Annotated in this window: 29 protein-coding genes and 1 pseudogene; 7 read left to right on the top strand and 23 right to left on the bottom strand. The window is 73.6% G+C overall.

Annotation, left to right across the window (positions count from 1 at the left end):
* Window positions 1-22: 22 nt before the first annotated feature.
* The 3 genes from rplT to infC all read right to left on the bottom strand — a co-directional run bounded on the left by rplT (window position 23) and on the right by infC (window position 1,751).
* On the bottom strand, window positions 23-406 hold the full coding sequence (rplT, locus tag CBP52_RS03510; RefSeq protein WP_094179845.1) for a 50S ribosomal protein L20: 384 nt from the start codon (window positions 404-406) through the stop codon (window positions 23-25).
* A 62-nt stretch (window positions 407-468) separates the two neighbouring features.
* On the bottom strand, window positions 469-663 hold the full coding sequence (rpmI, locus tag CBP52_RS03505; protein ID WP_013883985.1) for a 50S ribosomal protein L35: 195 nt from the start codon (window positions 661-663) through the stop codon (window positions 469-471).
* A gap of 89 nt (window positions 664-752) precedes the next feature.
* On the bottom strand, window positions 753-1,751 hold the full coding sequence (gene infC, locus CBP52_RS03500; protein ID WP_232514743.1) for a translation initiation factor IF-3: 999 nt from the start codon (window positions 1,749-1,751) through the stop codon (window positions 753-755).
* A 496-nt stretch (window positions 1,752-2,247) separates the two neighbouring features.
* Between infC and CBP52_RS03495 the strand changes: the two genes are divergently transcribed.
* From CBP52_RS03495 to CBP52_RS03485, 3 genes are all read left to right on the top strand, one after another.
* Window positions 2,248-2,676, top strand: a complete 429-nt coding sequence (locus CBP52_RS03495) for a Fur family transcriptional regulator (RefSeq protein WP_094179843.1) — start codon at window positions 2,248-2,250, stop codon at window positions 2,674-2,676.
* Between the two features lie 117 nt (window positions 2,677-2,793).
* The gene (locus tag CBP52_RS03490; RefSeq protein WP_094179842.1) at window positions 2,794-4,293 is read left to right on the top strand and encodes a catalase; all 1,500 of its coding nucleotides are present in this window, start codon (window positions 2,794-2,796) and stop codon (window positions 4,291-4,293) included.
* 141 nt (window positions 4,294-4,434) lie between these two features.
* Complete coding sequence (locus tag CBP52_RS03485) at window positions 4,435-4,803, top strand: DUF1844 domain-containing protein (protein ID WP_094182113.1); 369 nt, start codon at window positions 4,435-4,437, stop codon at window positions 4,801-4,803.
* Here CBP52_RS03485 and CBP52_RS03480 read toward each other — a convergent pair.
* Window positions 4,784-6,037 (bottom strand): MFS transporter, encoded by a 1,254-nt coding sequence (locus CBP52_RS03480; RefSeq protein ID WP_094179841.1) that lies wholly within the window; start codon window positions 6,035-6,037, stop codon window positions 4,784-4,786. The genes CBP52_RS03485 and CBP52_RS03480 overlap by 20 nt on opposite strands.
* Window positions 6,038-6,256: 219 nt before the next feature.
* Here CBP52_RS03480 and CBP52_RS03475 point away from each other — a divergent pair, with 219 nt between their 5' ends.
* From CBP52_RS03475 to CBP52_RS03465, 3 genes are all read left to right on the top strand, one after another.
* Window positions 6,257-6,784, top strand: coding sequence for a hypothetical protein (locus tag CBP52_RS03475; protein ID WP_232514641.1), 528 nt, complete (start codon window positions 6,257-6,259; stop codon window positions 6,782-6,784).
* Window positions 6,785-6,864: 80 nt separating this feature from the next.
* Window positions 6,865-7,587 carry a S1C family serine protease gene (locus CBP52_RS03470; RefSeq protein WP_094182111.1) on the top strand — a complete coding sequence of 241 codons (723 nt, stop codon included), beginning with the start codon at window positions 6,865-6,867 and terminating at the stop codon, window positions 7,585-7,587.
* A gap of 98 nt (window positions 7,588-7,685) precedes the next feature.
* Window positions 7,686-8,255: a hypothetical protein gene (locus tag CBP52_RS03465; RefSeq protein WP_094179840.1), complete on the top strand. Its 570-nt coding sequence runs from the start codon at window positions 7,686-7,688 to the stop codon at window positions 8,253-8,255.
* An 11-nt stretch (window positions 8,256-8,266) separates the two neighbouring features.
* Here CBP52_RS03465 and CBP52_RS03460 read toward each other — a convergent pair whose 3' ends face one another.
* From CBP52_RS03460 to CBP52_RS03415, 10 genes are all read right to left on the bottom strand, one after another.
* Window positions 8,267-8,998 (bottom strand): SseB family protein, encoded by a 732-nt coding sequence (locus tag CBP52_RS03460; RefSeq protein WP_094179839.1) that lies wholly within the window; start codon window positions 8,996-8,998, stop codon window positions 8,267-8,269.
* A 3-nt stretch (window positions 8,999-9,001) separates the two neighbouring features.
* Window positions 9,002-9,757: a bifunctional 1-(5-phosphoribosyl)-5-((5-phosphoribosylamino)methylideneamino)imidazole-4-carboxamide isomerase/phosphoribosylanthranilate isomerase PriA gene (priA, locus tag CBP52_RS03455; RefSeq protein WP_094179838.1), complete on the bottom strand. Its 756-nt coding sequence runs from the start codon at window positions 9,755-9,757 to the stop codon at window positions 9,002-9,004.
* 98 nt (window positions 9,758-9,855) lie between these two features.
* Window positions 9,856-10,497, bottom strand: a complete 642-nt coding sequence (gene hisH / locus CBP52_RS03450; RefSeq protein ID WP_094179837.1) for an imidazole glycerol phosphate synthase subunit HisH — start codon at window positions 10,495-10,497, stop codon at window positions 9,856-9,858.
* A gap of 69 nt (window positions 10,498-10,566) precedes the next feature.
* Window positions 10,567-11,703 (bottom strand): cellulose binding domain-containing protein, encoded by a 1,137-nt coding sequence (locus CBP52_RS18120; RefSeq protein ID WP_094179836.1) that lies wholly within the window; start codon window positions 11,701-11,703, stop codon window positions 10,567-10,569.
* Window positions 11,704-11,844: 141 nt separating this feature from the next.
* Window positions 11,845-12,429, bottom strand: a complete 585-nt coding sequence (locus CBP52_RS03440) for a hypothetical protein (protein ID WP_369826284.1) — start codon at window positions 12,427-12,429, stop codon at window positions 11,845-11,847.
* Window positions 12,426-13,055, bottom strand: a complete 630-nt coding sequence (gene hisB, locus CBP52_RS03435) for an imidazoleglycerol-phosphate dehydratase HisB (protein WP_094179835.1) — start codon at window positions 13,053-13,055, stop codon at window positions 12,426-12,428. Before hisB ends, CBP52_RS03440 begins: the two co-directional genes overlap by 4 nt.
* Window positions 13,052-14,179 (bottom strand): histidinol-phosphate transaminase, encoded by a 1,128-nt coding sequence (locus CBP52_RS03430; protein ID WP_232514640.1) that lies wholly within the window; start codon window positions 14,177-14,179, stop codon window positions 13,052-13,054. The genes hisB and CBP52_RS03430 overlap by 4 nt, the downstream gene beginning before the upstream one ends.
* Before the next feature lie 63 nt (window positions 14,180-14,242).
* A complete protein-coding gene (gene hisD / locus CBP52_RS03425) occupies window positions 14,243-15,565 on the bottom strand; it encodes a histidinol dehydrogenase (protein WP_094179834.1) in 1,323 nt (440 codons plus the stop codon).
* Window positions 15,566-15,663: 98 nt separating this feature from the next.
* Complete coding sequence (locus tag CBP52_RS03420) at window positions 15,664-16,188, bottom strand: SRPBCC family protein (RefSeq protein ID WP_094179833.1); 525 nt, start codon at window positions 16,186-16,188, stop codon at window positions 15,664-15,666.
* The gene (locus CBP52_RS03415) at window positions 16,185-16,568 is read right to left on the bottom strand and encodes a helix-turn-helix transcriptional regulator (protein ID WP_094179832.1); all 384 of its coding nucleotides are present in this window, start codon (window positions 16,566-16,568) and stop codon (window positions 16,185-16,187) included. Before CBP52_RS03415 ends, CBP52_RS03420 begins: the two co-directional genes overlap by 4 nt.
* An 80-nt stretch (window positions 16,569-16,648) precedes the next feature.
* On the opposite strand from CBP52_RS03415, the gene CBP52_RS03410 reads away from it, so the two are divergent.
* On the top strand, window positions 16,649-16,861 hold the full coding sequence (locus CBP52_RS03410; protein ID WP_232514639.1) for an RNA-binding S4 domain-containing protein: 213 nt from the start codon (window positions 16,649-16,651) through the stop codon (window positions 16,859-16,861).
* Window positions 16,862-16,883: 22 nt separating this feature from the next.
* Here CBP52_RS03410 and dnaE read toward each other — a convergent pair.
* From dnaE to ftsZ, 9 genes and pseudogenes are all read right to left on the bottom strand, one after another.
* Window positions 16,884-20,379 (bottom strand): annotated as a pseudogene (gene dnaE / locus CBP52_RS03405) (DNA polymerase III subunit alpha).
* A 119-nt stretch (window positions 20,380-20,498) separates the two neighbouring features.
* Window positions 20,499-21,434 (bottom strand): RluA family pseudouridine synthase, encoded by a 936-nt coding sequence (locus CBP52_RS03400; protein WP_094179830.1) that lies wholly within the window; start codon window positions 21,432-21,434, stop codon window positions 20,499-20,501.
* Window positions 21,427-22,110, bottom strand: a complete 684-nt coding sequence (lspA, locus tag CBP52_RS03395; protein WP_232514638.1) for a signal peptidase II — start codon at window positions 22,108-22,110, stop codon at window positions 21,427-21,429. The genes CBP52_RS03400 and lspA overlap by 8 nt, the downstream gene beginning before the upstream one ends.
* Window positions 22,111-22,148: 38 nt before the next feature.
* Window positions 22,149-22,610, bottom strand: a complete 462-nt coding sequence (locus CBP52_RS03390) for a TraR/DksA family transcriptional regulator (RefSeq protein WP_232514637.1) — start codon at window positions 22,608-22,610, stop codon at window positions 22,149-22,151.
* Between the two features lie 178 nt (window positions 22,611-22,788).
* The gene (locus CBP52_RS03385; protein WP_094182107.1) at window positions 22,789-23,451 is read right to left on the bottom strand and encodes a DivIVA domain-containing protein; all 663 of its coding nucleotides are present in this window, start codon (window positions 23,449-23,451) and stop codon (window positions 22,789-22,791) included.
* 113 nt (window positions 23,452-23,564) lie between these two features.
* Complete coding sequence (locus tag CBP52_RS03380) at window positions 23,565-23,861, bottom strand: YggT family protein (protein WP_094179828.1); 297 nt, start codon at window positions 23,859-23,861, stop codon at window positions 23,565-23,567.
* Between the two features lie 3 nt (window positions 23,862-23,864).
* Window positions 23,865-24,335 (bottom strand): cell division protein SepF, encoded by a 471-nt coding sequence (locus CBP52_RS03375; protein WP_094179827.1) that lies wholly within the window; start codon window positions 24,333-24,335, stop codon window positions 23,865-23,867.
* Window positions 24,336-24,546: 211 nt separating this feature from the next.
* Window positions 24,547-25,317 carry a peptidoglycan editing factor PgeF gene (gene pgeF, locus CBP52_RS03370; RefSeq protein WP_094179826.1) on the bottom strand — a complete coding sequence of 257 codons (771 nt, stop codon included), beginning with the start codon at window positions 25,315-25,317 and terminating at the stop codon, window positions 24,547-24,549.
* 10 nt (window positions 25,318-25,327) lie between these two features.
* Window positions 25,328-26,563 (bottom strand): cell division protein FtsZ, encoded by a 1,236-nt coding sequence (gene ftsZ / locus CBP52_RS03365; protein ID WP_094179825.1) that lies wholly within the window; start codon window positions 26,561-26,563, stop codon window positions 25,328-25,330.
* Between the last annotated feature and the right edge of the window lie 100 nt (window positions 26,564-26,663).

Raw genomic sequence — 26,663 nt, 5'->3', positions numbered from 1 at the left:
AGAACTGCTCACGCGTGTCGCGTCAGGCCGCCTTGGGGGCGTTGACGTCGGCAGGGAGCGCGTCCTTGGCCGCCTTGACGAGCGTGTTGAACGCCGCCACGTCGTTGACCGCGAGGTCTGCCAGGACACGGCGGTCGACCTCGATGCCCGCGAGCTTGAGGCCCTGGATCAGACGGTTGTAGGTCATGCCCTCCGCGCGGGCCGCAGCGTTGATGCGCTGGATCCACAGCTTGCGGAAGTCCGACTTGCGCGCCTTGCGGTCACGGTAGGAGTAGACGAGGGAGTGGGTGACCTGCTCCTTCGCCTTGCGGTACAGACGCGAGCGCTGGCCGCGGTAACCGCTGGCCCGCTCGAGGGTCGAACGACGCTTCTTCTGGGCGTTGACCGCCCGCTTCACGCGTGCCACGTGATGCTCCTTGCTTGGTCAGGGCCGGAAGGACCCCGGGCGCCGAGGGGCGCCCGGACGAGTCACTTGCCGAGCAGCTTCTTGATCTTGGGGGTGTCGGCAGCGGAGACGACCACGTCACCGGCGATGCGGCGGGTGCGGCGGCTCGACTTGTGCTCCAGCAGGTGGCGACCGTTGGCCTGCTCACGCATGACCTTGCCCGTCCCCGTCACGCGGAAGCGCTTCTTGGCACCGGAGTGCGTCTTGTTCTTCGGCATGGCTGCCGTGTCTCCTTGTCGTTCGCATCGCACGGGTTCGTGCGACTCGCTCGGGGGCCGGTCCGCGGGGGCGTCCCGGCCGTCTCGGGTCAGTCGGTGCTGCGCGGCGCGCTCGGTCGGGGCCGGGGTGCCGGCCGCGGCGCGGCGGGCTTGGCGGCCGTGGCGCTCGGCTTGGGCGTGGCCGTCGGCTTGGGCGTGGCCGTCGGCTTCGGCGCAGCAGCGGGCTTCGGCGCAGCAGCGGGCTTCGGCGCAGCAGCGGGCTTCGGCGCGGCAGCAGGCTTCGCCGCAGCGGCAGGCTTCGGCGCAGCGGCGGGCTTGGCGGCGTCTGCCGACCGGGGTGCGGCAGCGGCAGCCGGTCGGGCCGGCTTCTCGGCCACGGGCTCGGCGGCAGGCGCCTGCGTCGTCCCCTCGTCGCCCTCGTCCGTCGCGCCGTCCGTCGCGTCGGTCTCGACCGCAGCGGGGGCCTCGGCGACCACCGCGGCGGGCGCCGGGGCGCTCACCACGGATGCCTCGTCGGCGTCGTCGTCCGCGTCGGACGCGGAGGCCTGCGCGGCCTTCGCGGCGGCGTTGGCGTCGCGCGCCGCGGCGGCCTGCGCCTGACGACGCTGCTCCTGGCGCTGCTCGGCCTTCTTCTTGGTCGGGCCGATCACCATGATCATGTTGCGCCCGTCCTGCTTCGGGGAGCTCTCGACGAAGCCGAACTCGGCGACGTCGGCGGCGAGCCGCTGCAGCAGGCGGAAACCCATCTCCGGGCGCGACTGCTCGCGGCCACGGAACATGATCATGACCTTGACCTTGTCGCCGGCCTTGAGGAACCGCTCGACGTGGCCCTTCTTGGTGGCGTAGTCGTGCGGGTCGATCTTGAGCCGGAAGCGGATCTCCTTGAGAACCGTGTTGGCCTGGTTCCGCCGGGCCTCGCGGGCCTTCATGTCGGCCTCGTACTTGTACTTCCCGTAGTCCATGATCTTGACCACGGGCGGGCGCGCGTCGGGGGCGACCTCGACCAGGTCGAGGTCGGCGTCCTGGGCCAGGCGCAGTGCGTCTTCCACGCGGACGATGCCGACCTGCTCGCCGGCAGGGCCGACCAGGCGGACCTCGGCGACGCGGATCCGATCGTTGATGCGGGGCTCGCTGATGGGTGCTCCTCCAGGTTCGTCGTGACGGACCGCCGGGGACGAAGAAGGCCTCCGTCCCGGGTACAGGTGGAGGCCTCTGTCGATCCGGCGCACGACGAGCATGCGCACGCACGACGCGCGTCCTCCCGGCGAGAGCCGGGACGGCGGACGTCGTAGACCGGACCCGGACCCTGTCGCCGGCTCGCGCCGGACGGTCGGGACCAAGGTGGGAGAGACTCCACTTGTGCACCTGGGCCGCGCTCCGGACCCTCACGGGCGTCGGGACACAGCACAGGTCAGTCGGTGGACGAGGCTACCAGACACAACGACGTGCCGACACATCGGGGTGATGCGACCCGGCACCTCGCGCGAGCGCGCGGCGCGGGCACCGGCCCGGCAGGGGCGACGACCACAACTGGAACTGTTCCATTACTTGAATCGTTCCAGTTTCTGTGATGGGGTGGGTCCCATGAACGACGACGAGCTCCTGCGCAGCCGAGGCCTGCGGGTCACGGCGCCGCGGCTCGCGGTGCTCGAGGCCCTGACGGCCTCGCCGCACGCCGACGCCGACGCTGTGCTGCGCGGGGTACGCACCCGCATGCCGTCGGTCTCCGTGCAGGCGATCTACGACGTGCTCGCCGCGTTCACCCAGGCGGGCCTCGTGCGCCGCATCGAGCCCGCCGGGCACCCCGCGCGGTACGAGCGTCGCGTGGGCGACAACCACCACCACGTGGTGTGCCGCGCGTGCGGCGCCGTCGAGGACGTCGACTGCGTCGTCGGTGAGGCGCCCTGCCTCGAACCGAGCGGGACCACGGGCTTCGCCGTCGACGCCGCCGAGGTGACGTTCTGGGGTCTGTGCGCGCACTGCCGCGGCGACGACCCGCACACCACCGGGTAGCTCCCCCGACCGCTCCCCCACCCGTCCGCGTCACGCACCGCGTGCCGCGGGTCCCCCACGACACGGACCGGCACCGCCGGGCCGTGGACCGTCACGCCCACCTGCGAGAGGACACCCATGTCTCACGTGCCCGCCACCACGACGAACTCCGGCGCGCCCGTCGCCTCCGACGCGCACGCGCTGTCGGTCGGCGCGGACGGCCCGATCGTCCTGCACGACCACTACCTCGTCGAGAAGCTCGCGCAGTTCAACCGCGAGCGGGTGCCCGAGCGCGTCGTGCACGCCAAGGGTGGCGGCGCGTTCGGCACGTTCACGGTGACCGGCGACGTCTCCTCGTACACGCGCGCCGCGGTGTTCCAGCCGGGTGCGACCACCGAGATGCTCGCGCGCTTCTCGACCGTCGCCGGCGAGCTCGGCTCGCCCGACACGTGGCGCGACCCGCGCGGCTTCGCGCTGAAGTTCTACACGTCCGAGGGCAACTACGACCTCGTCGGGAACAACACGCCCGTCTTCTTCATCCGCGACGGCATCAAGTTCCCCGACTTCATCCACTCGCAGAAGCGCCTGCCCGGCTCGCACCTGCGCGACAACGACATGCAGTGGGACTTCTGGTCGCTGTCGCCCGAGTCGGCGCACCAGGTGACGTGGCTCATGGGTGACCGCGGCATCCCGGCGTCGTGGCGGCACATGGACGGGTTCGGCTCGCACACCTACCAGTGGATCAACGCCGCGGGCGAGCGGTTCTGGGTCAAGTACCACTTCAAGACGCAGCAGGGCATCAAGAACCTGAGCGCCGACGAGGCGTCGCAGCTCGCGGGATCGGACGCGGACGTGCACATCCGCGACCTGTACGAGCACATCGAGGCGGGCGACTTCCCGCGCTGGACGCTGTCCGTCCAGGTCATGCCGTACGAGGACGCGAAGACGTACCGCTTCAACCCGTTCGACCTGACGAAGGTGTGGCCGCACGCGGACTACCCGCTCGTCGAGGTCGGCGTGATGGAGCTCAACCGCAACCCGGAGAACTACTTCGCGCAGATCGAGCAGGCGACGTTCGCGCCGAGCAACTTCGTGCCGGGCATCGCGGTGAGCCCCGACAAGATGCTCCTCGCGCGGATCTTCTCGTACGCGGACGCGCACCGGTACCGCGTCGGCACGAACCACGCACAGCTGCCCGTCAACGCGCCGAAGTCGTCCGTGCACTCGTACTCGAAGGACGGCGCGGCGCGCTACCACTTCGAGTCGGCGACGACGCCGGTGTACGCACCCAACTCGGCGGGCGGTCCCGCGGCCGACCCGACCCGCGCGACCGACGGCGGCTGGGAGTCGGACGGCGACCTGACGCGCGCCGCGGCGACGCTGCACGCGCAGGACGACGACTTCGGTCAGGCCGGCACGCTCTACCGCGAGGTGTTCGACGACGCGGCCCGCGCGCGCTTCCTGGACACGATCACCGGTCACGTGGGCGGCGTGCGTCGCGCCGACATCCGGGAGCGGGCCGTCCAGTACTGGACGCAGGTCGACGCGGGCCTGGGTGCGGCGCTGCGCGCCCGGCTCGAGGGCACCGCGCCCGTCGAGACCGGCACCCCGGCGACGTCGGCGACGCCCGTCGCCTGAGCCACCACCGAGCGGCCCGCGCGAGCGACCGACGGACGACCCCCGCACGCCCAGGTGCGGGGGTCGTCCGCGTCCGGCGGCGAGACGCACACCACGCACGCCCCGCGCGGGCCGCCGCGCGGCGGGTGCGAGGATGAGCGCATGAGCGACGAGGCCACGCCCCACGACCCCGCCCGTGACGCGACCCGGGACATCGCGGACGTCGCCGCGGTCGAGGTGATCGTCACCGCGGCGGTGCACCTCATGAGCGCCGCCGCCGTCAAGTGCGGCCTCGCCGAGGACGGCCCGGACGGCGACGGCCGGCAGTACCTGGACCTCGACGAGGCCCGCAAGCTCATCACGGCGCTCGCCGCGCTCGTGACCGCGTCCGCACCGGACATCGGCAACCAGCACGCGCGGTCGCTGCGCGACGGCCTGCGTTCGCTGCAGCTCGCGTTCCGTGAGGCGTCGCCGTTCCCGGACGCACCGGGCGAGGGGCCCGGCGAGAAGTTCACCGGCCCGGTGAGCTGACCTCCGCGGCCGCGAGCCCGCGCGTGCCGCCCCGGCGGCGGCGCACCACGTGCTGGACCGCGAGCCCGCCCGCTGCGACCCCGCCCCCGACGACGGCGGCCGTGAGGAAGCCCGCGCCAGGGTGCACGTGGTCGATGGCCCACCCGCACAGCGGTGCGCCGAGCGCGTTGCCGACGGTCGACATGGTCCCCGACCAGCCCATGACCTCACCGCGACGTTCCTCGGGCGCGATGCGCACGAGCGTCGCGTTGATCGACGCGAGCGTCGGCGCGCAGGGCAGCCCGGCGACGAACACCGCGAGCGCGAGCCACACGGGCACGGCCGCGAACGCGGCGGGCACGACCGCCAGCGCGAGCAGCACGACGAGCCAGAGCGGCGGCGGGGAGCTCGACCGTGCACCGTGCACGAGCCCGCCGACGACCGAGCCGCCCGCCCACAGCGCGACCATCCAGCCGACGTCGCCGGGGCGGCCCGCATCGTTGAGCGACGCGACGAGCGCGACGTCGGTGCCGATGAGCACGAACGACGCCGCCGCGGCCGCGACGAGCAGCACGACGAGCTCGGGCGTGACGACGCGCGTGCGCGCCGGCGTGGCCGCCCCCAGCCCGTGCGCCGGCGCGTCGAGGTCCGCGGGCAGCACGGGCGCTGGTCGCTGCGATCGGGTGGGCGGGTCGGCCCACATGAGCAGGACGCCGCCGCCGACGGTCGCGACGCCGACGACGGTGAGCGCCGCGGTCGTCGAGACCTGCGTCGCGATGAGCACGCCGACGACGGGCGCGAGCATGAACGTGAGCTCGACGAGCACCGAGTCGAGCGCGAACGCCGTGCGCTGCTGCGCGGGCGGGACCAGCACCGCGAGCGACTGGCGGGCGACCGAGAACACCGGCACGAGGAACAGCCCGGCGACGAACGCCGCGCCGACGAGCGCGTGGTAGCCGAGGTGCGGCGCGACCAGCCAGACGGCGGACTCGACGACGACCGAGGGCGCGATGGCGCGCCGCAGGCCGAGGCGGTCGACGAGCCGCCCGCGCCACGGCGCGCCGATCGCGATGCCGATCGTCGACGCGCCCGCGACGACCCCCGCCTGGCCGTAGCCGCGGTCGAGCGACGTGACGACGTGCAGCGTGAGGACGACCCCCACCATGGCCGCGGGGATGCGGCACACGAACCCGACCACGTACAGCCGCGCGACCGCGGGCAGGCGCAGCACGGCCCCGTAGGAGGAGGAAGACATCCCATCATTGTCACCCGTCGTGCGGCGTGCTCCGGCCCGCGTGCCTATCCTGTGCGGGTGCCGATGGAGGACGCGCGCGCGAGCGGGGGACGAGCGTCGGGCACCCCCGGCTGGGTGGCGCACGCCGCGCGGACGCCGCACGACGACGTGCCGCCCCCGCCACCACCCCCCGAACCCGCCGCCCCGCCTCGGAACACGGTTGCGGGCGACGCACCGTCGGTGGCGCACGCACGTCGCCGCCCGCGCGCCGTGCCGGTGCTGGCAGCCGGCCTGACGCTCACGCTCGTCGCCGGCGGCGCGCTGGTCGCGTACCTGTGGCGCACGACGGACGAGTGGCGCGCGACCAGCGCGGGCTGGGAGACGCTCGCCGTGACCGCCGCGGCGGACCTCGAGCGCACGCAGGGCGACCTCGCGGCCGCGCAGGAGGTGCTCGACGACACCCGCGAGCAGCTCGGCACCGCCCAGGACCGCATCACCGAGCTCGCGGACGAGAAGGCCCAGTTGGGTGACGACTCGGCGGCGCAGCAGCAGCTCACCGACTACCAGGCGCGCGTGTCCCAGGCCGCGGGGAAGGTGGCCACCGCGCTCGCGACGTGCATCGCCGGCCAGGAGCAGCTCATCCGGTACATGGACAACGCCGAGGCCCACGAGCCCGCCGCGCTGCGCCGGTTCCGCGACGACGTCGACGCGCTGTGCGGCCAGGCCACGGAGGCGAACGAGCAGCTCCAGCACGAGCTCGAACCGTGACGCCGGCGCGTCGCCCGTCGCGGGCGGGCTCACGGCCGTCCCGGTCGTCGGGGCCCGCGCCGCGCACGCCGGTCACGGCCGTGCTGGCGGGGCTGGCCGGGCTCGCGCTCGCCGCGTGCGGTGCGCTGCCGCCGCTGCCCGACCCGGTCCCGACGACGCTGGTCGGCACGTCCGCGCCGCTCGCCTCGCCGTCGCCCTCGCCCCGGCCCGGCAGCGCGCTGTCGCCCGACGGCTTCGACGCCGCGATCCGCATGTCGGTACGCATCCGCAACGTCGGCTGCGGCTCGCTGTCCACCGGGTCCGGCTTCGCGATCGACCACCACACGCTCGTGACGAACCGGCACGTCGTCTCGGAGTCCGCGGCGCTCGAGATCAGCACGTACGACGGGCGGGACGTCCGCGCACAGGCGGCGAGCACCGCGTCCCTCGCCGACCTCGCCTTCGTGCGCACCGTCGACCCGCTGCCCGCGTACGGCGGCCTCGCCCCGCTCGACCCCGCACCGGGCGCCGAGGTCACGATCGTCGGCTACCCGCGCGGGAGCCAGCTCACCATGACCACCGGCAAGGTCATCGGCGCGACCACGGACCCGCTGGACGAGAACCTCGACGAGGTCCTGGTGACCGACGCGCGGGTCGAGCTCGGCTCCTCCGGGTCGCCCGTGCTCGACGCGCAGGGGCGCGTCGTCGGGGTCGTCTACGCGCGGGGCGAGGACGGCACGAGCTTCGTCGTCCCCGTCAGCACGCTGCGCAGCCTCCTGGACGACGAGGAGCAGGTCTCCCCCGCACCCACCTGCACCGGCTAGCACGACCCGCGAGCGGGGGTGGACCTCGCGGGCACGAGCGCGCAGGATCGAGCACGGGGCTCGCACCGCGACGCCCGACCCGACCGCAGGAGGCAGCCATGGCACACGTCCCTCGCTTCGACCCGTCGGCGCTCGCGACCGCCGCGAACGAGACGTTCACCGTCCGCCGCGTGTTCGGCGAGGCGTACGAGCGCGACGGCGTGACCGTGATCCCCGTGGCGCGCGTGTGGGCCGCGACGGGCCTCGGCGCGGGCGACGGCGAGGGCGGCGGGGCGCTCCCGACCGGCGGCTGGGCGCGCCGCGCACGCGCGTGGGCGGCGCGGGGTCGCGGTGTCGAGGAGTGGGACGCCGCCGGCCAGGGCGACGACGGGCCTGCCGACGAGGACGCGTCCACGTCGGGCGACGACGACACGGACCCGGACACGCACGGCGGGTACGGGGGCGGCCACGGCGGTGGCGGCGGTTACGGGGCGCACGTCAAGGCGGTCGGCGTGTTCGTCGTCGACGACGACGGCGTGCACTGGCGCCCGGCGCTGGACCTCAACCGCGTGATCCTCGGCGGGCAGCTCGTCGCGGTGGCCGCGGTCGCGTCGGCCGGGGCCGCGCTGGCCGTGACCGCTGTCGCGAAGGCCGTGTCGCACGCGGTGGCGGCGTTCGCCGACCGCTGACGGCCCGCGCGTCAGGCCGCGCTGCGCAGCCGCAGCTCGAGCGAGTCGACGCGCTCGGCCACGACCTCGTCCGCGGCGAGCGCGGCGTTGACCTGCTCGACCGCGCGCTCGAGCGCGGCCCGGTCGAGGCCCGCGACGAGCGTCGCCACGACCGCGAGCTCGGCCCGCCGCCCGGGCTCGACGTCCGCCCGCACGACGGCCGCGACGGGGGCGAGGGCCCGCGAGACCGCGGCGGCCACGTCGTCGGCCACGGTGCCCGCGTGCACGGCGGGGACCCACGCCTCCTGCTTGGCGAGCGCCCAGACCGCGGGCCGCGGCAGCAGCGCGGGCACCGGCCCGCCGGGGTCGACGACGACGACCTCCCAGCCCTCCTGCACCGCGGACAGCGCGGCGCGGGCGACGTCCGTGGGCACGGGACGCGCGTCGGTGCGCCACGCGGCCATCGTCGCCACCGACGTGAACGCGGGCAGCGCGCGGCGCCCGTCGGGGGTCCGCAGCGCGACGATGCCCGTCGACGCCTCCTTGTCGACCGTGTGCTCGTGCCCGTCGTGCACCACGACGTCGGCGACGTCGAGCTCCGCGAGCACGGGCACCAGCACGCGCGTGCCGGCGAGCGCGGCCACCACCTCGGCGAGCGAGCCCTCGCCCGCGCCGAGGGACGCGAGCGCCGCCGCGACCCGCGGGTCCGCTGCACCGTCGTCGGACGCGAACGGCGACGAGGGCGGCAGCTCGCGACCGGCCACGCGTCAGCCCTCCGTCGAGGGACGCCCCGCGACGTCGAGCGCCTCGGGCAGCGTGAAGGCGCCCGCGTACAGCGCCTTGCCGACGATCGCACCCTCGACGCCCGCGCTCACGAGCGTGCGCAGCACGCGCAGGTCCTCGAGGCTCGAGATGCCGCCGGACGCGACCACGGGCGCCTGCGTGCGCTCGCACACGTCGCGCAGGAGCTGCACGTTCGGCCCCCGCAGCGTGCCGTCCTTCGTCACGTCGGTCACCACGTAACGCGCGCAGCCCGCGTCCTCGAGGCGCGCGAGCACCTCCCAGAGGTCGCCACCCTCCTGCGTCCAGCCGCGCGCCGCGAGGGTCGTGCCGCGCACGTCGAGGCCGACCGCGATCTGCGCGCCGTGCGAGGCGATCACGCGCGCGGTCCACGCCGGGTCCTCGAGCGCGGCGGTGCCGAGGTTGACGCGCGTCGCACCCGTGGCGAGCGCCCGCTCGAGGGACGCGTCGTCGCGGATGCCGCCCGACAGCTCGACCTTGACGCCCTTGCCGGCGAGCTCGGCCGTGACCTCGGCGAGCAGCGTCGCGTTGGAGCCCCGTCCGAACGCCGCGTCCAGGTCGACCAGGTGGATCCACTCGGCGCCGCCGGCGTGCCAGTCGAGCGCGGCGGACAGCGGGTCGCCGTACGAGGTCTCCGAGCCCGCCTCCCCCTGCACGAGGCGGACGGCCTGCCCGTCGGCGACGTCGACGGCGGGCAGCAGCTCGAGGCGGGGGTCGGTCATGCGGGTTCGTCCTCCGGACGGTCGGGGCGGGTCGGGGCGGGTCGGGGTCGGTCAGGGCAGGTCGGGGTGGTCGGATCCGGTCGTCCGCGCGGGCGCGGTCAGCGCAGCGAGTCGAGCCAGTTGCGCAGCAGGTGCGCGCCCGCGTCGCCGGACTTCTCGGGGTGGAACTGGGTCGCGGACAGCGGACCGTTCTCGACCGCCGCCACGAACCGGTCGCCGTGCTCGGACCACGTCACGAGCGGCGGGGTGAGCCGCTCGGTCGGCGAGTCCGTCAGGGGGAAGGCGCGCGCGGCGTACGAGTGCACGAAGTAGAAGCGCTCGTCGTGCAGGCCGTCGAACAGGACCGAGTCCTCGGGCGCGTCGACCGTCGCCCAGCCCATGTGCGGCACGACGTCCGCGTCGAGCCGGTCGACCACACCGGGCCACTCCCCCAGGCCCTCGGTGTGCTTGCCGTGCTCGACGCCCTCGCCGAACATCACCTGCATGCCCACGCAGATGCCCAGGACGGGCCGGCCACCCGCGAGGCGCCGGTCGACGACCTGGTCGCCGCCGACCGCGCGCAGCCCCGCCATCACGGCCGCGAACGCTCCGACACCGGGCACGACGAGGCCCTCCGCCTCGGTGGCGGCGGCCTTGTCGGCGGTCAGCTCGACGTCCGCCCCGGCGCGCGCGAGCGCGCGGACCGCGGAGCGCACGTTGCCGAAGCCGTAGTCGAGCACGACGACGCGGGGGGTGGGCACGCGCCCAGGTTACCTGCGCGTGCCCACCGACCCGCGGCGTCTACCAGCGGGCGAGACGTCGCCGGCGCGTCACCCGCAGGTGAGCGACAGCGACGACGGCGCGTTGCCCGTCCCGACGAACCCGAACGTCGTCGACGCGCCCGGTGCGAGCGAGCCGTTGTAGGACTCGTTCGCCACGACGAGCGACGAGCCCGACCCCGTCGACCGGCCGTTCCAGACGTTCTGGACGCCCGAGCCGGACGGCAGCGTGCCGCGCACCGTCCACCCGGTGACGCCGCTCGACCCGGCCTTCACGGTGACGTTCGCCTGGAACCCGCCGCCCCACGACCCGACGAGTGCGTACGTCGCCGAGCACGAGCCGGACGAGCCGCCCGGCGGCGGCGTGGTCTGGGTAGGCGGCGGGGTGGTCTGCGTCGGCGGCTGGCCGTTGCCCGTGACCGAGAAGTCCGTCACCGCCAGACCCGTCCCGCCGATCCACGGCTCGAAGCCCGCCTGGACGCTCGTCAGGTACCAGGACGACTGCCCGTAGCCGCGCGCGAGCATGTCGTCGAAGAACGTCTTGACCGAGAAGCTCACGGAGCCGGCCGTCGAGGTGCGCACGTAGGAGACGACGTTCCAGCCGGTGTTGCCGAACCACACGTCCCACGTCGAGCCCGCGAGGTTCACGGTGGCCACCTTCGAGCCGATCGGCTGGATCGACCCCTGCCGGTTGAGCCAGATCATCAGCTCCGCGCCGTCGTTCTGGCCCGTCGTCGCGCTCGGTTGCGACCGGTGGAACCAGATGTCGTACGCCGCGTCGTACGTGCCGCTCGACGGGTACGTCATCGACGCGCTCGTCTGGATCGACGCGAACCGCGAGTCGGACACCCGCACGCCGTTCGGGCCGATGACCTCGGAGCTCGAGCACGTGCCGTAGTGGCAGCCCGCGTAGATCGTCGGGTAGGACTTCGGGGCGCCGTTCGTCGCGGTCTGCCCGTCGGCGCGCGTGATGCGGAAGCCCCGGTCGTTGACCGAGATGCACTGCGTCGCGCTCGTGCCCCAGCGGTTGTTGCCGACGACGTAGCGGCCACCCGCCACCGTCGTCGTGCCGTACTGCTCGCAGATCTCGGTGTCCGCCGCGGCCGACTGTGCCGTGACGAGGGTGAGCAGCCCCAGGAGCGCACTGAGCGCGACCGAGGCCGCCAGGAGTCGTGGACGGCGGCTCATGGCGTAGTCCTTCCGTGCCGACGTCCGCCGTGCACGGTGCCCGGAGACCGGTCCCCGACGACGGTGTCAGGACGCGGCGGACGCTCGGACCAACAGGTCGAGACAAGCACGGCGCGTCCCGGCGGCGGGACCCGGAATCGATTAGCGCCGGCGACCGCGGGCGAGCGCGCGCATCGCCTGCCAGCGGGACATCCCGACGCTCGTCACGACGCCCGGCACGGACCCCGCCTGTTCGGTCCCCAGCAGCAGGTCCTCGAGGACCGCGGGGGCGTCCGCGAGCACGAGACCCGCGGGCAGCTCGTCGTCCCGCGTGCCGCCCACCCAGCGCGTGGCGACGATCTGCCCCTCGCGCCGCGTGAGCAGGACGACGGGCGTCTGGCGCAGCAGCTGCGAGATCGCGGCCGCGCCCGCGTCCGCCGCGGAAGGGTCCCGCAGGACCGCGACCGCGCCCACGGGCGTCGGGACCGCGTCGATCTCGACGTGCGCGATCGCGCACGCGGCCGCGAGCGGCTCGGGCGCCGCGACCTGCGTCACGACGAGCGCGACGGTGGGCTCCTGCGCAGGGTCGTCGAGCAGCCCCGACAGGTCGTCGGGCACGACGAGGTCGCCCAGGCCCTCGAGGTCGTCGCCGGTCGCCGCCGCCTCGTCCGAACCGCCCGACGTCGCGGGCTCGCGGGGCTCGTCAGGTCCGGCCTCACCGGGACGCGGGGTCTGCGACGCGCTCACAGCGCGCCCTTCGTCGAGGGCACGCCCTCCACCCGGGGGTCGAGCTGGACGGCGAACCGCAGCGCCCGCGCCAAGGCCTTGAACTGGGCCTCGACGATGTGGTGCGGGTCGCGCCCCTCGAGCACCCGCACGTGGATCGAGAACGCCGCGTGATGCGCGATCGACTCCAGCACGTGCCGCGTGAGCGAACCCGTGAAGTGGCCACCGATCAGGTGGTACTCCTGCCCGGGCGGCTCGCCGGTGTGCACGAGGTAGGGCCGCCCGGACACGTCGACCACCGCCTGCGCGAGCGCCTCGTCGAGCGGCACGAGCGCGTCGCCGAACCGCGAGATGCCGCGCTTGTCGCCGAGCGCCGCACGCAGCGCCTCGCCCAGGCAGATCGCGACGTCCTCGACCGTGTGGTGCGCGTCGATGTGCGTGTCGCCCGTCGCCTTGACCGTCAGGTCGATGAGCGAGTGCTTGCCGAGCGCCGTGAGCATGTGGTCGTAGAACGGCACGGTCGTCGAGATGTCCGTGCGGCCCGTGCCGTCGAGGTCGAGCTCGACCACGACGCTCGACTCGCTCGTGGTGCGCTCGATGCGTGCCGTGCGGCGCGTCCGGCTCGAAGGGTCCGTCGAAGGGCTCACAGTCCTGCCACCTCCACCAGGGCGTCCTTGAACGCCTGCGTCTCGTCCGGGGTCCCGACCGACACCCGCAGCCATCCCGGCGGTCCGACCTCTCGGACCAGGACGCCACGGTCGAGCAGACCCTGCCACACCGCGCGCCGGTCGTCGAAGAGGCCGAACAGCACGAAGTTCGCGTCGGAGTCCGCGACCTGCAGCCCGCGAGCGCGCAGCCACACGACGAGGGCGTCCCGCTCCTCGCGCAGCGCGCCGACCTGCGCCATCAGCTCCGCCGAGTGCGCGAGCGCGGCCCGCGCAACCGCCTGCGTGACCGCCGACAGGTGGTAGGGCAGCCGGACGACGCGCAACGCGTCGACGAGCGCCGGCGCCGCGGCGAGGTAACCCACCCGGGCGCCCGCGAGACCGAACGCCTTGGACATCGTTCGGCTCACCGCGAGGTGCGGGTACGCGTCCAGCAGCTCGAGCGCGGACGGCGTCCCGGTCCGCCGGAACTCGCCGTACGCCTCGTCGACGACGACGACGCAGCCGCCCGGGACCTGCGAGGCCGCGTCGAGCACCGCGCGGACGGTGTCGAGCGGGAGCGCCGTGCCCGTGGGGTTGTTCGGGCTCGCGAGCAGCACGACCGACGGCGCGTGCTCGGCGATCGCGGCCCGCGCGGCCCGCGGGTCGAGGCTGAAGTCCTCCGCGCGACGGCCCGCGACCCACTCCGTGCTCGTGTCGCGCGCGTACTCGGGGTACATCGAGTACGTGGGCGCGAACGACAGCGCGGTGCGCCCCGGCCCGCCGAACGCCTGCAGCAGGTGCAGCATGACCTCGTTCGAGCCGTTCGCCGCCCAGATCTGCTCCGGGCCGAGAGCGACGCCCGACTCCGCGAGCAGGTACGCCGCCAGGTCCGAGCGCAGCGCCTCGAAGTCGCGGTCCGGGTACCGGTTCAGCCCGCGCGCCGCGTGCGCGACGGCCGCGGCGATGTCGGCCACGACCTCGTCGGACGGCGGGTACGGGTTCTCGTTGACGTTGAGCAGCACGGGCACGTCGAGCTGCGGCGCGCCGTACGGCTCGAGCCCCGCGAGCTCGGGCCGGATCGGCAGGCGCTGCGCGCCGGACGTGCTGGTCGACAGGTCGGTCACGGCGGCGATCCTAGGCCGACCGCCCCCCGGCCGGTCGGCGCGGTCCACGGCGCCCACCGGCGCTCAGAACCGCGCGCGCACGGCGTCGCCGTGCGCGGGCAGACCCTCGGCGTCCGCGAACGCGACGATGCGGTCCGCCACGGCCCCGAGCGCGTCCGCGTCGTACTCGATCACCTGGACCGCGCGCACGAACGAGTGCACGCCGAGCCCGCTCGTGAAGTGCGCGCAGCCACCGGTCGGCAGGACGTGGTTCGAACCCGCCATGTAGTCGCCCAGCGACACCGGCGAGAACGGTCCGACGAAGATCGCGCCCGCGCTCGTCACCCGCTCCGCGACCGCCGCGGCGTCGGCGGTCTGGATCTCGAGGTGCTCCGCGCCGTACGCGTTCACCACCGCGAGCCCCGCCTCCAGGTCGTCGACGAGCACGATCGCGGACTGGGTTCCGGACAGGGACGTCGCGACGCGCGCCCGGTGGGTCGTCGCCTCGACGAGGTCGACGAGCTTCGACTCGACCGCCCCCGCGAGCTCGATGCTGGGCGTGACGAGCACCGAGGCCGCGAGCGGGTCGTGCTCCGCCTGGCTGATGAGGTCCGCCGCGACGTGCACGGGGTCGGCCGTGCCGTCGGCGAGGACGGCGATCTCGGTGGGACCGGCCTCGGAGTCGATGCCGACCACCCCGCGCACGAGCCGCTTCGCGGCCGCGACGTAGACGTTGCCCGGGCCCGTCACGACGTCGACCGGCTCGCACAGCACGTCGCCGTCCGCCGCGGTCTCGCCGACCGCGCCGTACGCGAACATGGCGACCGCCTGCGCGCCGCCCACGGCGTACACCTCGTCGACGCCGAGCAGCGCGCACGTCGCCAGGACCGTGGCGTCCGGCAGCCCGCCCCGGTCCTTCTGCGGCGGGCTCGCGACAGCGAGCGCACCCACGCCGGCCTCCTGCGCCGCGACCACGTTCATCACGACGGACGACGGGTACACCGCGAGACCGCCCGGCACGTACAGGCCGACGCGCCGCACCGGGATCCAGCGCTGCCGCACCTGCGCGCCCGGGGCCACCTCGACCGTGAAGTCGGTGGGCCGCTGCGCGGCGTGCACCGTCCGGACGCGGACGATCGTCTCCTCGAGCGCGGCGCGGACCTGCGGGTCGAGCTGGTCGAGCGCGTCCGCGAGCGCCTGCGCGGGGACCCGCAGGTACTCGGGCCGCACGCCGTCGAACCGCTCGGCGAGGTCGCGCAGCGCGGCGGCACCCTGGTCCCGGACCGCCTCGAGGATCGGCGCGACCTGCGCGCCGGCGTGCTCCACGTCGACCTCCGCGCGGGGCAGCTCGGCGAGGAGCTCACGTCGGGACAGCGTGCGACCACGCAGGTCGATGCGGGAGATCATGCCCCCGAGTCTAGGTCGCGCGCGGTGCCGCGTCGGGGCCGTCCGGGCTGCGGTCGTCCGGGCTGCGGTCGTCCGGGCTGCGGTCGTCCGGGCTGCGGTCAGACGTCGTAGCGCCCGCGACGCTCGTCGTACAGCGCGTCCCAGGCCCGAACGGGCCGTCCGGCGCGGTCGTCGTCGAGCTGGTCGAGCACGACGTGCCAACCGCCGCCGTAGCCGCGGGCGGCGGCGGGCTCGAGACCCGTGTGGACGAGCGTGAGCACGGCCCCGTCACCGGCCGCCTCGAGCTGCGCCCGCACGTGCGACGTCCGCTCACCGGGGAAGGACCATGTGAGCTCCAGCACGTGCGGCGGCTCGCACACGAGCACGTCGCCGTGCGCGACGTCGTCCGCGTCGGGGCGGTCCTCTCCCATGCGCAGCTCGTAGGAGCCGCCGGCCCGCAGGTCGCCGTGCAGCGCGCCGAGCCACCGGCGGGCACGTGCCGGTTCCGTGATCGCCGACCACAGGTCCTCGGGCGTGCAGGGGTAGCGGCGCCGGAACTCGACGCGCGCGCCCTCCGCGTCGACGTGCACGGTGCCGTCCGGGCCGAGTGCCTCCGGCGTCGGGTTGCCGGGTGTGCGTGTCATGCGTCCTCCTCGTGCGGTGTGGTGGTGGGGCGCGCCGCGCGCGTGTCGTCGCGGACCCGTGTCTCGCGTCGTCCCCGGGCGACCTCGGTCGCGAGCGCGTCGAGGCGCGGCCGCCACGCCCGGACGAGGTCGTCGGCCCAGCGCGCCACCTCGTCGACGGCCTGCGGCCGCAGCGCGTAGAGGCGGACCGTCCCGCGCGGACGGGACTCGACCAGACCGGCCTCGCGCAGGACGCGCAGGTGCCGGGACACCGCGGGCTGGCTGATCCCGAACTCGTCGCCGACGGCCGTGGCGAGGTCGCCGGCCGGCCGCTCGCCCGTGCTGACGAGCTCCACCAGGCGGCGGCGGACCGGGTCGCCGAGCGCGTCCATCGGGTGCATCCCGCCATATTTGCACGACGCGTTATATAACGCAATGGTGATATGTAGTCGCCCGCCGCGCCGTGCCGCACACTGGGCACGTGGGTACCACCGACGAGCCGATCCGACTCGGCCAGTTCCTCAAGCTCGTGAACCTCGCCGAGTCCGGCGGGCACGCCCGCGCGCTGCTCGACGACGGCGCCGTCACGGTCAACGGCGAGCCGGAGACGCGCCGCGGCCGCCAGCTGCGGCCCGGCGACCAGGTCGAGGTCGACCTCCCCGGGGGCCCGCAGCGCGTGACCGTGGAGCCCTGAGCCGGAACACCCGCCCCGGGGGTCACCCCGTGAGGCAGCCCGGGCCCAGCAACGCCTTGAGGTCGCCGAACAGGGACGGGTTGCGCGTCACGCGCAGGCCGTCGTCCAGCCGCATGACCGTCGCGCGCCCCGGCTGCGTGAGCCGCAGGTGCACCTCGGTGACCCCCGGGTGCGTCGTCAGGACCTCCTTGAGGCGCTCGACGACCGGCTGGGTGCAGCGCGCCACGGGCAGCGTCACGACGACCGGCGCGTCGGCCGCGACGTCGATGTCCGGGAGCGTGACCTCCATGGCCTGCAGCTGCATGGTCTCGTCGCGCCGCCGCACGCGGCCCTTGATGACGACGACCGCGTCCTCCGCGAGGACCGTGGAGTACGCCACGTAGGTCTCGCCGAAGAACATGACCTCGACCGAGCCCTCCATGTCCTCGATCGTGACGGCCGCCCACGCGTTGCCCTGCTTCGACATCTTGCGCTGCAGGCTCGTGATGAGCCCTGCCACGACGACCGTCGAGCCGTCCGGCCGCTGCTCGTCGGCGTTGAGCGTCGCGATCGACACGTCCGCCGACTGCGCGAGCACGTGCTCGAGCCCGGACAGCGGGTGGTCGGACACGTACAGGCCGAGCATCTCCCGCTCGAACGCGAGGCGCTGCTTCTTGTCCCAGTCCGGCAGGTCCGGGATCGCGACCTGGAAGCCCGCCTCGTCGTCGCCCCCGAAGACGTCGGCGAACAGGTCGAACTGCCCCTCGGCCTCCTTGCGCTTGACCCCGATGACCGCGTCGACCGCCTGCTCGTGCACCAGCAGGAGCGCCTTGCGCGCGTGGCCCAGCGAGTCGAACGCGCCCGCCTTGATGAGCGACTCGATGGTCCGCTTGTTGCACACGACCGCGGGCACCTTGTCGAGGAAGTCCTGGAAGGACGTGTACGCGCCCTTCTCCTCACGCGTGCGCACGATCGCGTCGACGACGTTCGCGCCGACGTTGCGGATCGCGGTGAGCCCGAACCGGATGTCCACGCCGACGGCCGTGAAGTTCGCCGACGACGAGTTGACGTCCGGCGGGAGGACGGTGATGCCCATGCGCCGGCACTCACCGAGGTACAGCGCCGACTTGTCCTTGTCGTCGCGCACGCTCGTGAGCAGACCCGCCATGTACTCGGTCGGGTAGTTCGCCTTGAGGTAGGCCGTCCAGTACGACACCAGGCCGTACCCGGCGGAGTGCGCCTTGTTGAACGCGTACCCCGCGAACGGGACGAGCGTGTCCCACACCGCCTGGATCGCCGCGTCGGAGTAGCCGCGCTCGGACATGCCCTGGTGGAAGGGCACGAACTCCTTGTCGAGGATCTCCTTCTTCTTCTTGCCCATCGCGCGGCGCAGCAGGTCGGCCTGACCCAGCGAGTAGCCCGCGAGGATCTGCGCGGCCTTCTGCACCTGCTCCTGGTAGACGATCAGGCCGTACGTCTCGTCGAGGACCTCCGCGAGCGGCTCGGCCAGCTCCGGGTGGATCGGCTCGATCTGCTGCAGCCCGTTCTTGCGCAGCGCGTAGTTCGTGTGCGAGTTCATGCCCATCGGGCCGGGGCGGTACAGCGCGATGACGGCCGAGATGTCCTCGAAGTTGTCGGGCCGCATCTGGCGCAGCAGCGCGCGCATGGGACCGCCGTCGAGCTGGAACACCCCCAGGGTGTCGCCGCGGGCGAGCAGCTCGTACGTCGCCGGGTCGTCGAGCGCGACCTTCTCGATCTCGACGGGGTCCTTGCCGTTCATCACGATGTTCTCGAGCGCGTCGTCGAGGATCGTGAGGTTGCGCAGCCCCAGGAAGTCCATCTTGATCAGGCCGAGGCCCTCGGACGTCGGGTAGTCGAACTGCGTGATGATCGCGCCGTCCTGCGGGCGGCGCATGATCGGGATGATGTCGATCAGCGGGTGGCTCGACATGATGACGCCCGCCGCGTGCACGCCCCACTGGCGCTTCAGCCCCTCGATGCCCTTGGCGAGCTCGACCACGCGCTGCGCGTCCGGGTCCGCGGCGTGCAGCTGGCGGAACTCCTCGGCCTCCGCGAAGCGCGGGTCCTCGGGTTGAAGATCCCGCCCAGGCTGATGTCCTTGCCCATCACCGCGGGCGGCATCGCCTTGGTGAGCTTCTCCCCATCGCGAACGGGAAGCCCAGCAGGCGCGACGAGTCCTTGAGGGCCTGCTTGGCCTTGATCGTGCCGTACGTGACGATCTGCGCGACGCGGTCCTCGCCGTACTTCTCCGTGACGTACCGGATCACCTCACCGCGCCGACGCTCGTCGAAGTCGACATCGACGTCGGGCATCGAGACGCGCTCCGGGTTGAGGAAGCGCTCGAAGATCAGACCGTGCTCGAGCGGGTCGAGCTCCGTGATCCCCATGCAGTACGAGGCCATCGACCCCGCCGCGGAGCCACGGCCCGGCCCGACGCGGATCCCCTGCTCCTTGGCCCAGTTGATGAAGTCCGCGACCACGAGGAAGTACCCCGGGAAGCCCATCTGGAGGATGACCTCGGTCTCGTACTCCGCCTGCTTGCGCGACGCGTCCGGCACGCCGCCGGGGTAGCGCCGGTGCAGGCCGCGCTCGACCTCCTTGACGAACCAGCTGACCTCGTCCTCGCCGTCCGGCACCGGGAAGTGCGGCATGTAGTTCGCCTTGGTGTCGAACGACACCTCGCACTGCTCCGCGATCCGCAGCGTGTTGTCGCACGCCTCGGGCAGCTCCGCCCAGATGCGGCGCATCTCCTGCGCCGACTTCACGTAGTAGCCGGTGCCCTCGAACGCGAACCGGTTGCCGCCCTGCTCGTAGCTGGGCTCCGTCAGCGCCGAGCCCGAGTTGATGGCGAGCAGCGCCTCCTGTGACGAGGCGTCCTCCTCGCGTACGTAGTGCAGGTCGTTCGTCGCGAGCAGAGGCGCCCCGATGGCCTCCGCGAGCCGCAGCAGGTCCTTGAACACGCGGCGCTCGATGTCGAGCCCGTGGTCCATGAGCTCGACGTAGAAGTACTCCTTGCCGAAGATGTCCTGCAGCTCACCCGCGGCACGCACGGCCTCGTCCCACTGCCCGAGACGCAGGCGCGTCTGGACCTCCCCCGACGGGCAGCCCGTGGTCGCGATCAGGCCCTTGCCGTACGTCTGGAGCAGGTCCCGGTCCATGCGGGGCCACTTGCCCATCTGGCCCTCGAGCGAGGCCAGCGAGCTCGCGCGGAACAGGTTGTGCAGCCCCTCGTTGTTGCGGGCCAGCAGCGTCATGTGCGTGTACGAGCCGCGCGCCGAGACGTCGTCGGACTCCTGCCCCTGCTGCCCGAACCGCACACGCGTCTGGTCGAACCGGCTGGTACCGGGCGTGACGTAGGCCTCCACGCCGATGATCGGCTTGACGCCCGCCGCCGTGGCCTTGGACCAGAAGTCGAACGCGCCGAACAGGTACCCGTGGTCGGTCGTCGCGATCGCCTTCTGCCCCAGCCGCTCGACCTCGGCGAACAGCTGACCCAGCCGCGCGGCACCGTCCAGCATCGAGTACTCGGTGTGCACGTGGAGGTGCACGAAGGACGGGTCCTGCACTGCTGCTCCTGCTGCCACGCGCCCGAGTCTAGGTCGCGCCGGGGACACCCCGGCCGCCCGCGCCGGGCGAGTCAGCGATACCCGGCGGAGATCACGTCGAGCGCGTGCTGCAGGTCGTCCGGGTACCGGCTCTCGACCTCGAGCCACCGCCCGGTGCCGGGGTGCTCGAAGCCGAGCCGCACCGCGTGCAGCCACTGCCGCTCGAGCCCGACACGGCGCGCGAGCGCGGGGTCGGCGCCGTACGTGAGGTCGCCCACGCACGGGTGGCGCAGCGCCGAGAAGTGCACGCGGATCTGGTGCGTGCGCCCCGTCTCGAGGTGCACCTCGACGAGCGACGCCGCCGGGAACGCCTCGAGCAGCTCGTAGTGCGTGACGGACGGCTTGCCGCTCGCGACCACGGCGAACTTCCAGTCGTGGCTCGGGTGCCGGCCGATCGGCGCGTCGATCGTGCCCGACGTCGGCTCCGGGTGGCCCTGCACGAGCGCGTGGTAGACCTTGTCGACCGTGCGCTCCTTGAACGCGCGCTTGAGCGCGGTGTAGGCGTGCTCGCTCTTCGCCACGACCATGAGCCCGCTCGTCCCGACGTCGAGACGGTGCACGACGCCCTGCCGCTCGGCCGCGCCCGACGTCGAGATCCGGTAGCCCGCCGCCGCGAGCGCGCCGACGACCGTGGGTCCGGTCCAGCCCGGCGACGGGTGGGCCGCGACGCCCACGGGCTTGTCGACGACGACCACGTCGTCGTCGTCGTGCACGATCGCCATCCCCGGCACGGGCTCGGGCGCGACCTCGGGCACCGCGGGCGCCGCCGACGGGATCTCGACCTCGAGCCACGCGCCGGCCACGAGCCGGTCGGACTTCCCGACCGCGCGCCCGTCGAGCCGCACGCCACCGGCCTCGGCGATCTCCGCGGCGCGCGTGCGCGACACGCCGAGCAGCCGCGACAGGCCGGCGTCGACCCGCTCGCCCGCGAGCCCGTCGGGCACCGGCAGGCTCCGGACGTCAGCCACGGGCCCGCTCCGCGTCCTCGGCGGCACCCGGGTGCGCGTCGTGGTCGGACTCGCGCGTGCCGTCGACGCGCACGCCACGGGCGACGAGCAGCACGACCAGGCCCGCCGCGACGACGATCGCGATGTCGGCGACGTTGCCCACGAACCAGTCGAGGTACGCGATGAAGTCGATGACGTGCCCGCGCGCGAAGCCGGGCTCGCGCGCCAGACGGTCGACGAGGTTGCCCACCGCGCCGCCCAGCAGAAGCCCGAGCGCGACCGCCCAGGCGGTGGAGCCGATCCGACGCGCCACGCGCACGATCACCACGACGACGGCGACCGCGACGAGCGTCAGCGCCCACGTCATGCCCTCGGCGATCGACAGCGCCGCGCCCTTGTTGAACACGAGCTGCAGACCCAGCAGCGAGCCGAGCACATCACGCCGCTCGGCGTCGAGAGCGTTCAGCGCCCACGCCTTCGTGAGCTGGTCGACGACGAGGACGCCGACCGCCAGGCCCAGGAGCAGCGCGACGAGCCGTCGGCGCCGCTCGGGGGCCGCGACGGGCTCGACACCTGGCTCGACACCGGGCTCGGCTCCGGGCTCGGCTCCGGGCTCGTCCGTCACGGGGGCGACCCCCACGCCCGTGTCGGCGGTGGACTCGTCCGGGAGGTCCCCGTCGGGGAGGGTGGAAGGCACCGCAGGAGTCTACGGGCGCCCGGCCGGCGGACGACGCGTCAGCGCCGCTCCTCGCGCTGCTTGCACTCGACGCACAGCGTCGCGCGCGGGAACGCCTGCAGGCGCGCCTTGCCGATCGCCTTGCCGCACGACTCGCACGTCGCGAACGAGCCCGCGCTGATCCGCTGGAGCGCGTGCTGCGTCTGCGCGAGCATGTCCCGCGTGTTGTTGACGAGCGTGAGCTCCTGCTCGCGCTCGAGCGCCGACGAGCCGGAGTCGGCCTGGTCGTCCCCCGCGCCGTCCCCCGAGTTGCGCAGGAGGTCGGACAGCTCGGCGTCCGCGACGGCGAGCTCGCTCGTCAGGCGGTCGATGTCGGAGACGAGGTCGTCGGCGACGTCCTTGACCTCACGCGCGGTCCACGGCTTCTCGCCGTCCCGGACCGGGAACAGCTTGGCGAGCCGCGAGAGCTCCTTGGTGTCGTCAGGGACGACGACGGTGCTGCTGAGCGAGTCGTTCACCACTGGCCAGCCCCCTGTCTGTGAGGTCACGTGACTGTAGACGTGCATACGGGTCGGCACAACAGGACACGCCGGGTGAAAACCCGGCGTGCCATGGCGCTGACCAGCGCAGACGACCGACAGTACCCCGGCTGTCGGCCGTCCGCGCGGCGGGACCCGCGCGAACCGCGCGAGAGGCCCTTTACAGGTTGTGACCCTCGCCCACCGGCTGCGCGGCGGACGAGCGCGGCGGCAGCGCGTTGCCGCGGTTGTCCAGGTCGCCGAGCAAGTTCTCGAGGTAGCTCTTGAGGCGCGTGCGGTAGTCCCGCTCGAACACCCGCAGCTCGTCGATCTTGCGCTCGAGCAGGGACCGCTCCTGCTCCAGCTGGCCGAGCGTGCGCTGCGACGTCTCCTCGGCCTCCCGCACGATGCGGTTCGCCTGCGTCTTGGCCTCGCCGATGAGCCGCTCGGACTCCTCCTGGCCGCTGCGCACGTAGTCGTCGTGGAGCTTCTGGGCGAGCTGGAGCATGCCGGTCGCGGACTCAGGCTCGCTCGAGTGCACGGGCGACGGCGCGGCCGCGACGGGCGCGGGCGCCTGGACGACGGGCTCGGGCACCGGCTCGGGCTTGGGGGGCTGCACGGGCGCGGCGACGGCCTGCTGCGCACCGGCGCGGCTCAGCTCGGCGATGCGCCGCTCGGCGGCCGCGAGCTTGGTCTTGAGGTCCTCGTTCTCGCCCTGGAGGTCGCGCAGGGTGTTGACCACCTCGTCCAGGAAGTCGTCGACCTCGTCCTGGTCGTAACCCTCGCGGAACTTCGTCGCCTGGAACTTCTTGTTCAGGACGTCGTCTGCGGTCAGCAGTGCCATCGTCGTCACCTCGATCGGTCGTGCGGGGTAGGTGGAGCTGGTGGCCGGCAGTGACTCGTCCACCTCGGCCACCGTAGCGGACGGATCACGTCAGGGACGCGCGTGCACGGTCTCTAGAACCGCGCGGCGAGCGCCGGGAGCACGGACAGCAGGATGCTGCACAGCAGGAACAGCACCAGGAACGCGAGGTCCAGACGGACCGGACCCAGCGTGATCGGAGGCAGCACGCGGCGCAGTGCGCGCAGCGGCGGGTCCGTCACCGTGTACGTCGCCTCCGCGACGACCAGGGCGACCCCGTGGGGTCGCCACTGGCGCGCGAAGAACAGCACCCAGTCCAGCACGAGGCGGACGAGCAGGAACAGGAAGAAGACGAAGACGACGAACGTCAGCAGGCTCAGGACGAGGGCCACGCGTCAGCTCTGGTTGTAGAACCCCGCGCGGCTCGCGGCGCCGGCCGCGGAGTCGCCCGAGACCTCGACGTGCGCCGGCGACAGGAGGAACACCTTGTTGGTGACCCGCTCGATCGCGCCGTGCAGGCCGAAGATCAGCCCCGCGGAGAAGTCGACCAGACGCTTCGCGTCCGCGTCGTCCATGTCGGTCAGGTTCATGATCACGGGCGTCCCCTCACGGAACGCCTCACCGATCTTGCGCGCGTCGTTGTACGAGCGCGGGTGGATCGTCGTGATCCGCCGCAGCTCGGACACCGGCTGCGGCTGCTCGACCGCGGCGACGCGGGTCGGCCGGAACGGCGTCACCTGCGCCTCGTGCTCCTCGTGCTCCATCGGCACGTCCGCCCCCTCGAACTCGTCGGGGTACTCGCCGTTCGCGGCGCCGTCATCGGCCAGGCCGAGGTACAGCATCGTCTTGCGCAGCGCTCCGGCCATGGCCCCGCTCCTCCCCCGGACGTCGTCCGGACCTGCTCGTCGTCCCACCTCTGCCGCGGCCCGTCACCGCGACGACCGTGGGCCGTCCTTCTCCGCTGGTCACGCTAGCAACGTGCGCCGGATCGCTCATCTCGCGACACGCCGTTTCTGATGACGCTCTCGTGCTCGTCTGTCAAGAGCGGATCCGCACAGTCGTCCCATGTCGGACATGTCAGACAAGTCGCACCACTCCGGCGAACCGGCCCGTCCTGCCCCCGTCGGCCGCGTTCGCGCGGTACGAGAACAGCGTGCCGTCCCGCAGGGTGTCACGCGACGACCGCACCACCCGTTGGACGCCGGCCGCACGCAGCTGCGCCTCGACCCCCGCCGGCAGGTCGAGCGCCGGCGTCCCCCAGGACGTCGTCGCCGCAGCAGCCGGGACCACGCCCACGACCTCGTCGCGCAGCGCCGAGGGCACCTCGTACGAGGCGCCGGCCACGGCCGGCCCGATCGCGGCGCGCACGCGCCCGACCTCACCGCCCCGCGCGACGAGCGCGTCCAGCGCCGCGGTGACCACCCCGTCGACGAGCCCCCGACGACCGGCGTGCGCCGCGGCGACGACGCGCGCGGCCGGGTCCGCGAGCAGGACGGGCACGCAGTCGGCCACGAGCACGGCAAGCGCCAGCCCCGGGCTCGTCGTCACGAGCGCGTCCGCCGTCCCGACGGGCTCGAGCACGTCGTCGGGAAGATCGTCGGGACCCACCACGAGGACGTCCGCGCCGTGCACCTGGTCGACGAACGCGACCCGGCACCCGAGGCGCGCCGCGAGGCGACGGCGGTTCTCCGCCACGGCCCGCGGGTCGTCGCCGACGTGCGCGCCCAGGTCGAGCGCGTCGAACGGCGGCCGGCTCACGCCACCGCGGCGGTCGGTGAACCCGGCGACGACGCCGGGGCCGAGATCGACCTCGTCGAGGTGGATCCCGGCCCCGTCGCGGTCGGTCACGAGCGGGACGTCACTTGAGGAAGTCCGGCACGTCGAGCTCCTCGCGCTCGCGCTCGCGCCGCGGCTCGTCCTCCGTGAAGATCCGCGGCACCTCGAGCGCCCCCGTCACGGGGCGGGGCTCCGCCTCGGTCGAGAGGAACGCCGGCACCGCGGGGACCGGCGCGGTCGCGGCCGGGGCGGGGGCGAACGCGGGCGCCGCGTCGACGACCTCGGGACGCGGCGCGGGCACGTTCGGGACCTGGCGCGGTGCCGCGCCGCTGACCTGGCCGAGCGCGCGGGAGTCGCGCCGCACGACCGGCGAGCCCCCGTCGAAGCCCGCCGCGATCACGGTCACGCGCACCTCGTCGCCCAGCGCGTCGTCGATCACCGCGCCGAAGATGATGTTCGCCTCGGGGTGGGCAGCCTCCTGGACCAGGCGTGCGGCCTCGTTGATCTCGAACAGGCCGAGGTCCGAGCCGCCCTGGATCGAGAGCAGCACGCCGTGCGCGCCGTCGATGCTGGCCTCGAGCAGCGGCGAGCTGATCGCCATCTCGGCGGCCTGCACCGCGCGGTCGTCGCCGCGTGCGTACCCGATGCCCATGAGTGCCGATCCCGCGCCCTGCATGACCGACTTCACGTCGGCGAAGTCGAGGTTGATGAGGCCCGGCGTGGTGATCAGGTCGGTGATGCCCTGCACACCGGAGAGCAGCACCTGGTCGGCCGAGTGGAACGCGTCGAGCACCGACACCGAACGGTCGGAGATCTGGAGCAGGCGGTCGTTCGGGATGACGATGAGCGTGTCGACCTCGGCTCGCAGGGCGTCGATGCCCGCGTCGGCCTGCACGGAGCGTCGGCGGCCCTCGAACGTGAACGGGCGTGTGACGACGCCGATCGTCAGCGCGCCGAGCGACCGTGCGATGCGCGCCACGACCGGCGCACCACCGGTGCCCGTGCCACCGCCCTCACCCGCGGTGACGAAGACCATGTCGGCGCCGCGCAGGACGTCCTCGATCTCCTCCGCGTGGTCCTCGGCGGCCTTCTTGCCGACCTCCGGGTCGGCGCCGGCGCCGAGACCGCGCGTGAGCTCGCGGCCGACGTCGAGCTTGACGTCGGCGTCCGACATCAGCAGGGCCTGGGCGTCGGTGTTGACGGCGATGAACTCGACACCCTTGAGGCCGACCTCGATCATGCGGTTCACGGCGTTCACGCCGCCGCCGCCGATCCCGACGACCTTGATGACCGCCAGGTAGTTCTGCGGAGCTGCCACGGTGGGTGCCTCTCGTTTCGTGCCGATCGTGCGAGCCTGTCGGGCGCGGGCCCGGTGGTGTCGTGGGCGGCGAGCCGCTCCACCGACGTCCGCCCCCGCG

Source organism: Cellulomonas sp. PSBB021 (assembly GCF_002240455.1).
GTDB classification, from domain to species: domain Bacteria; phylum Actinomycetota; class Actinomycetes; order Actinomycetales; family Cellulomonadaceae; genus Cellulomonas; species Cellulomonas uda.
Note: the sequence above shows the minus strand (reverse complement) of the source record. Positions and strands in the feature narration are given on the sequence as shown.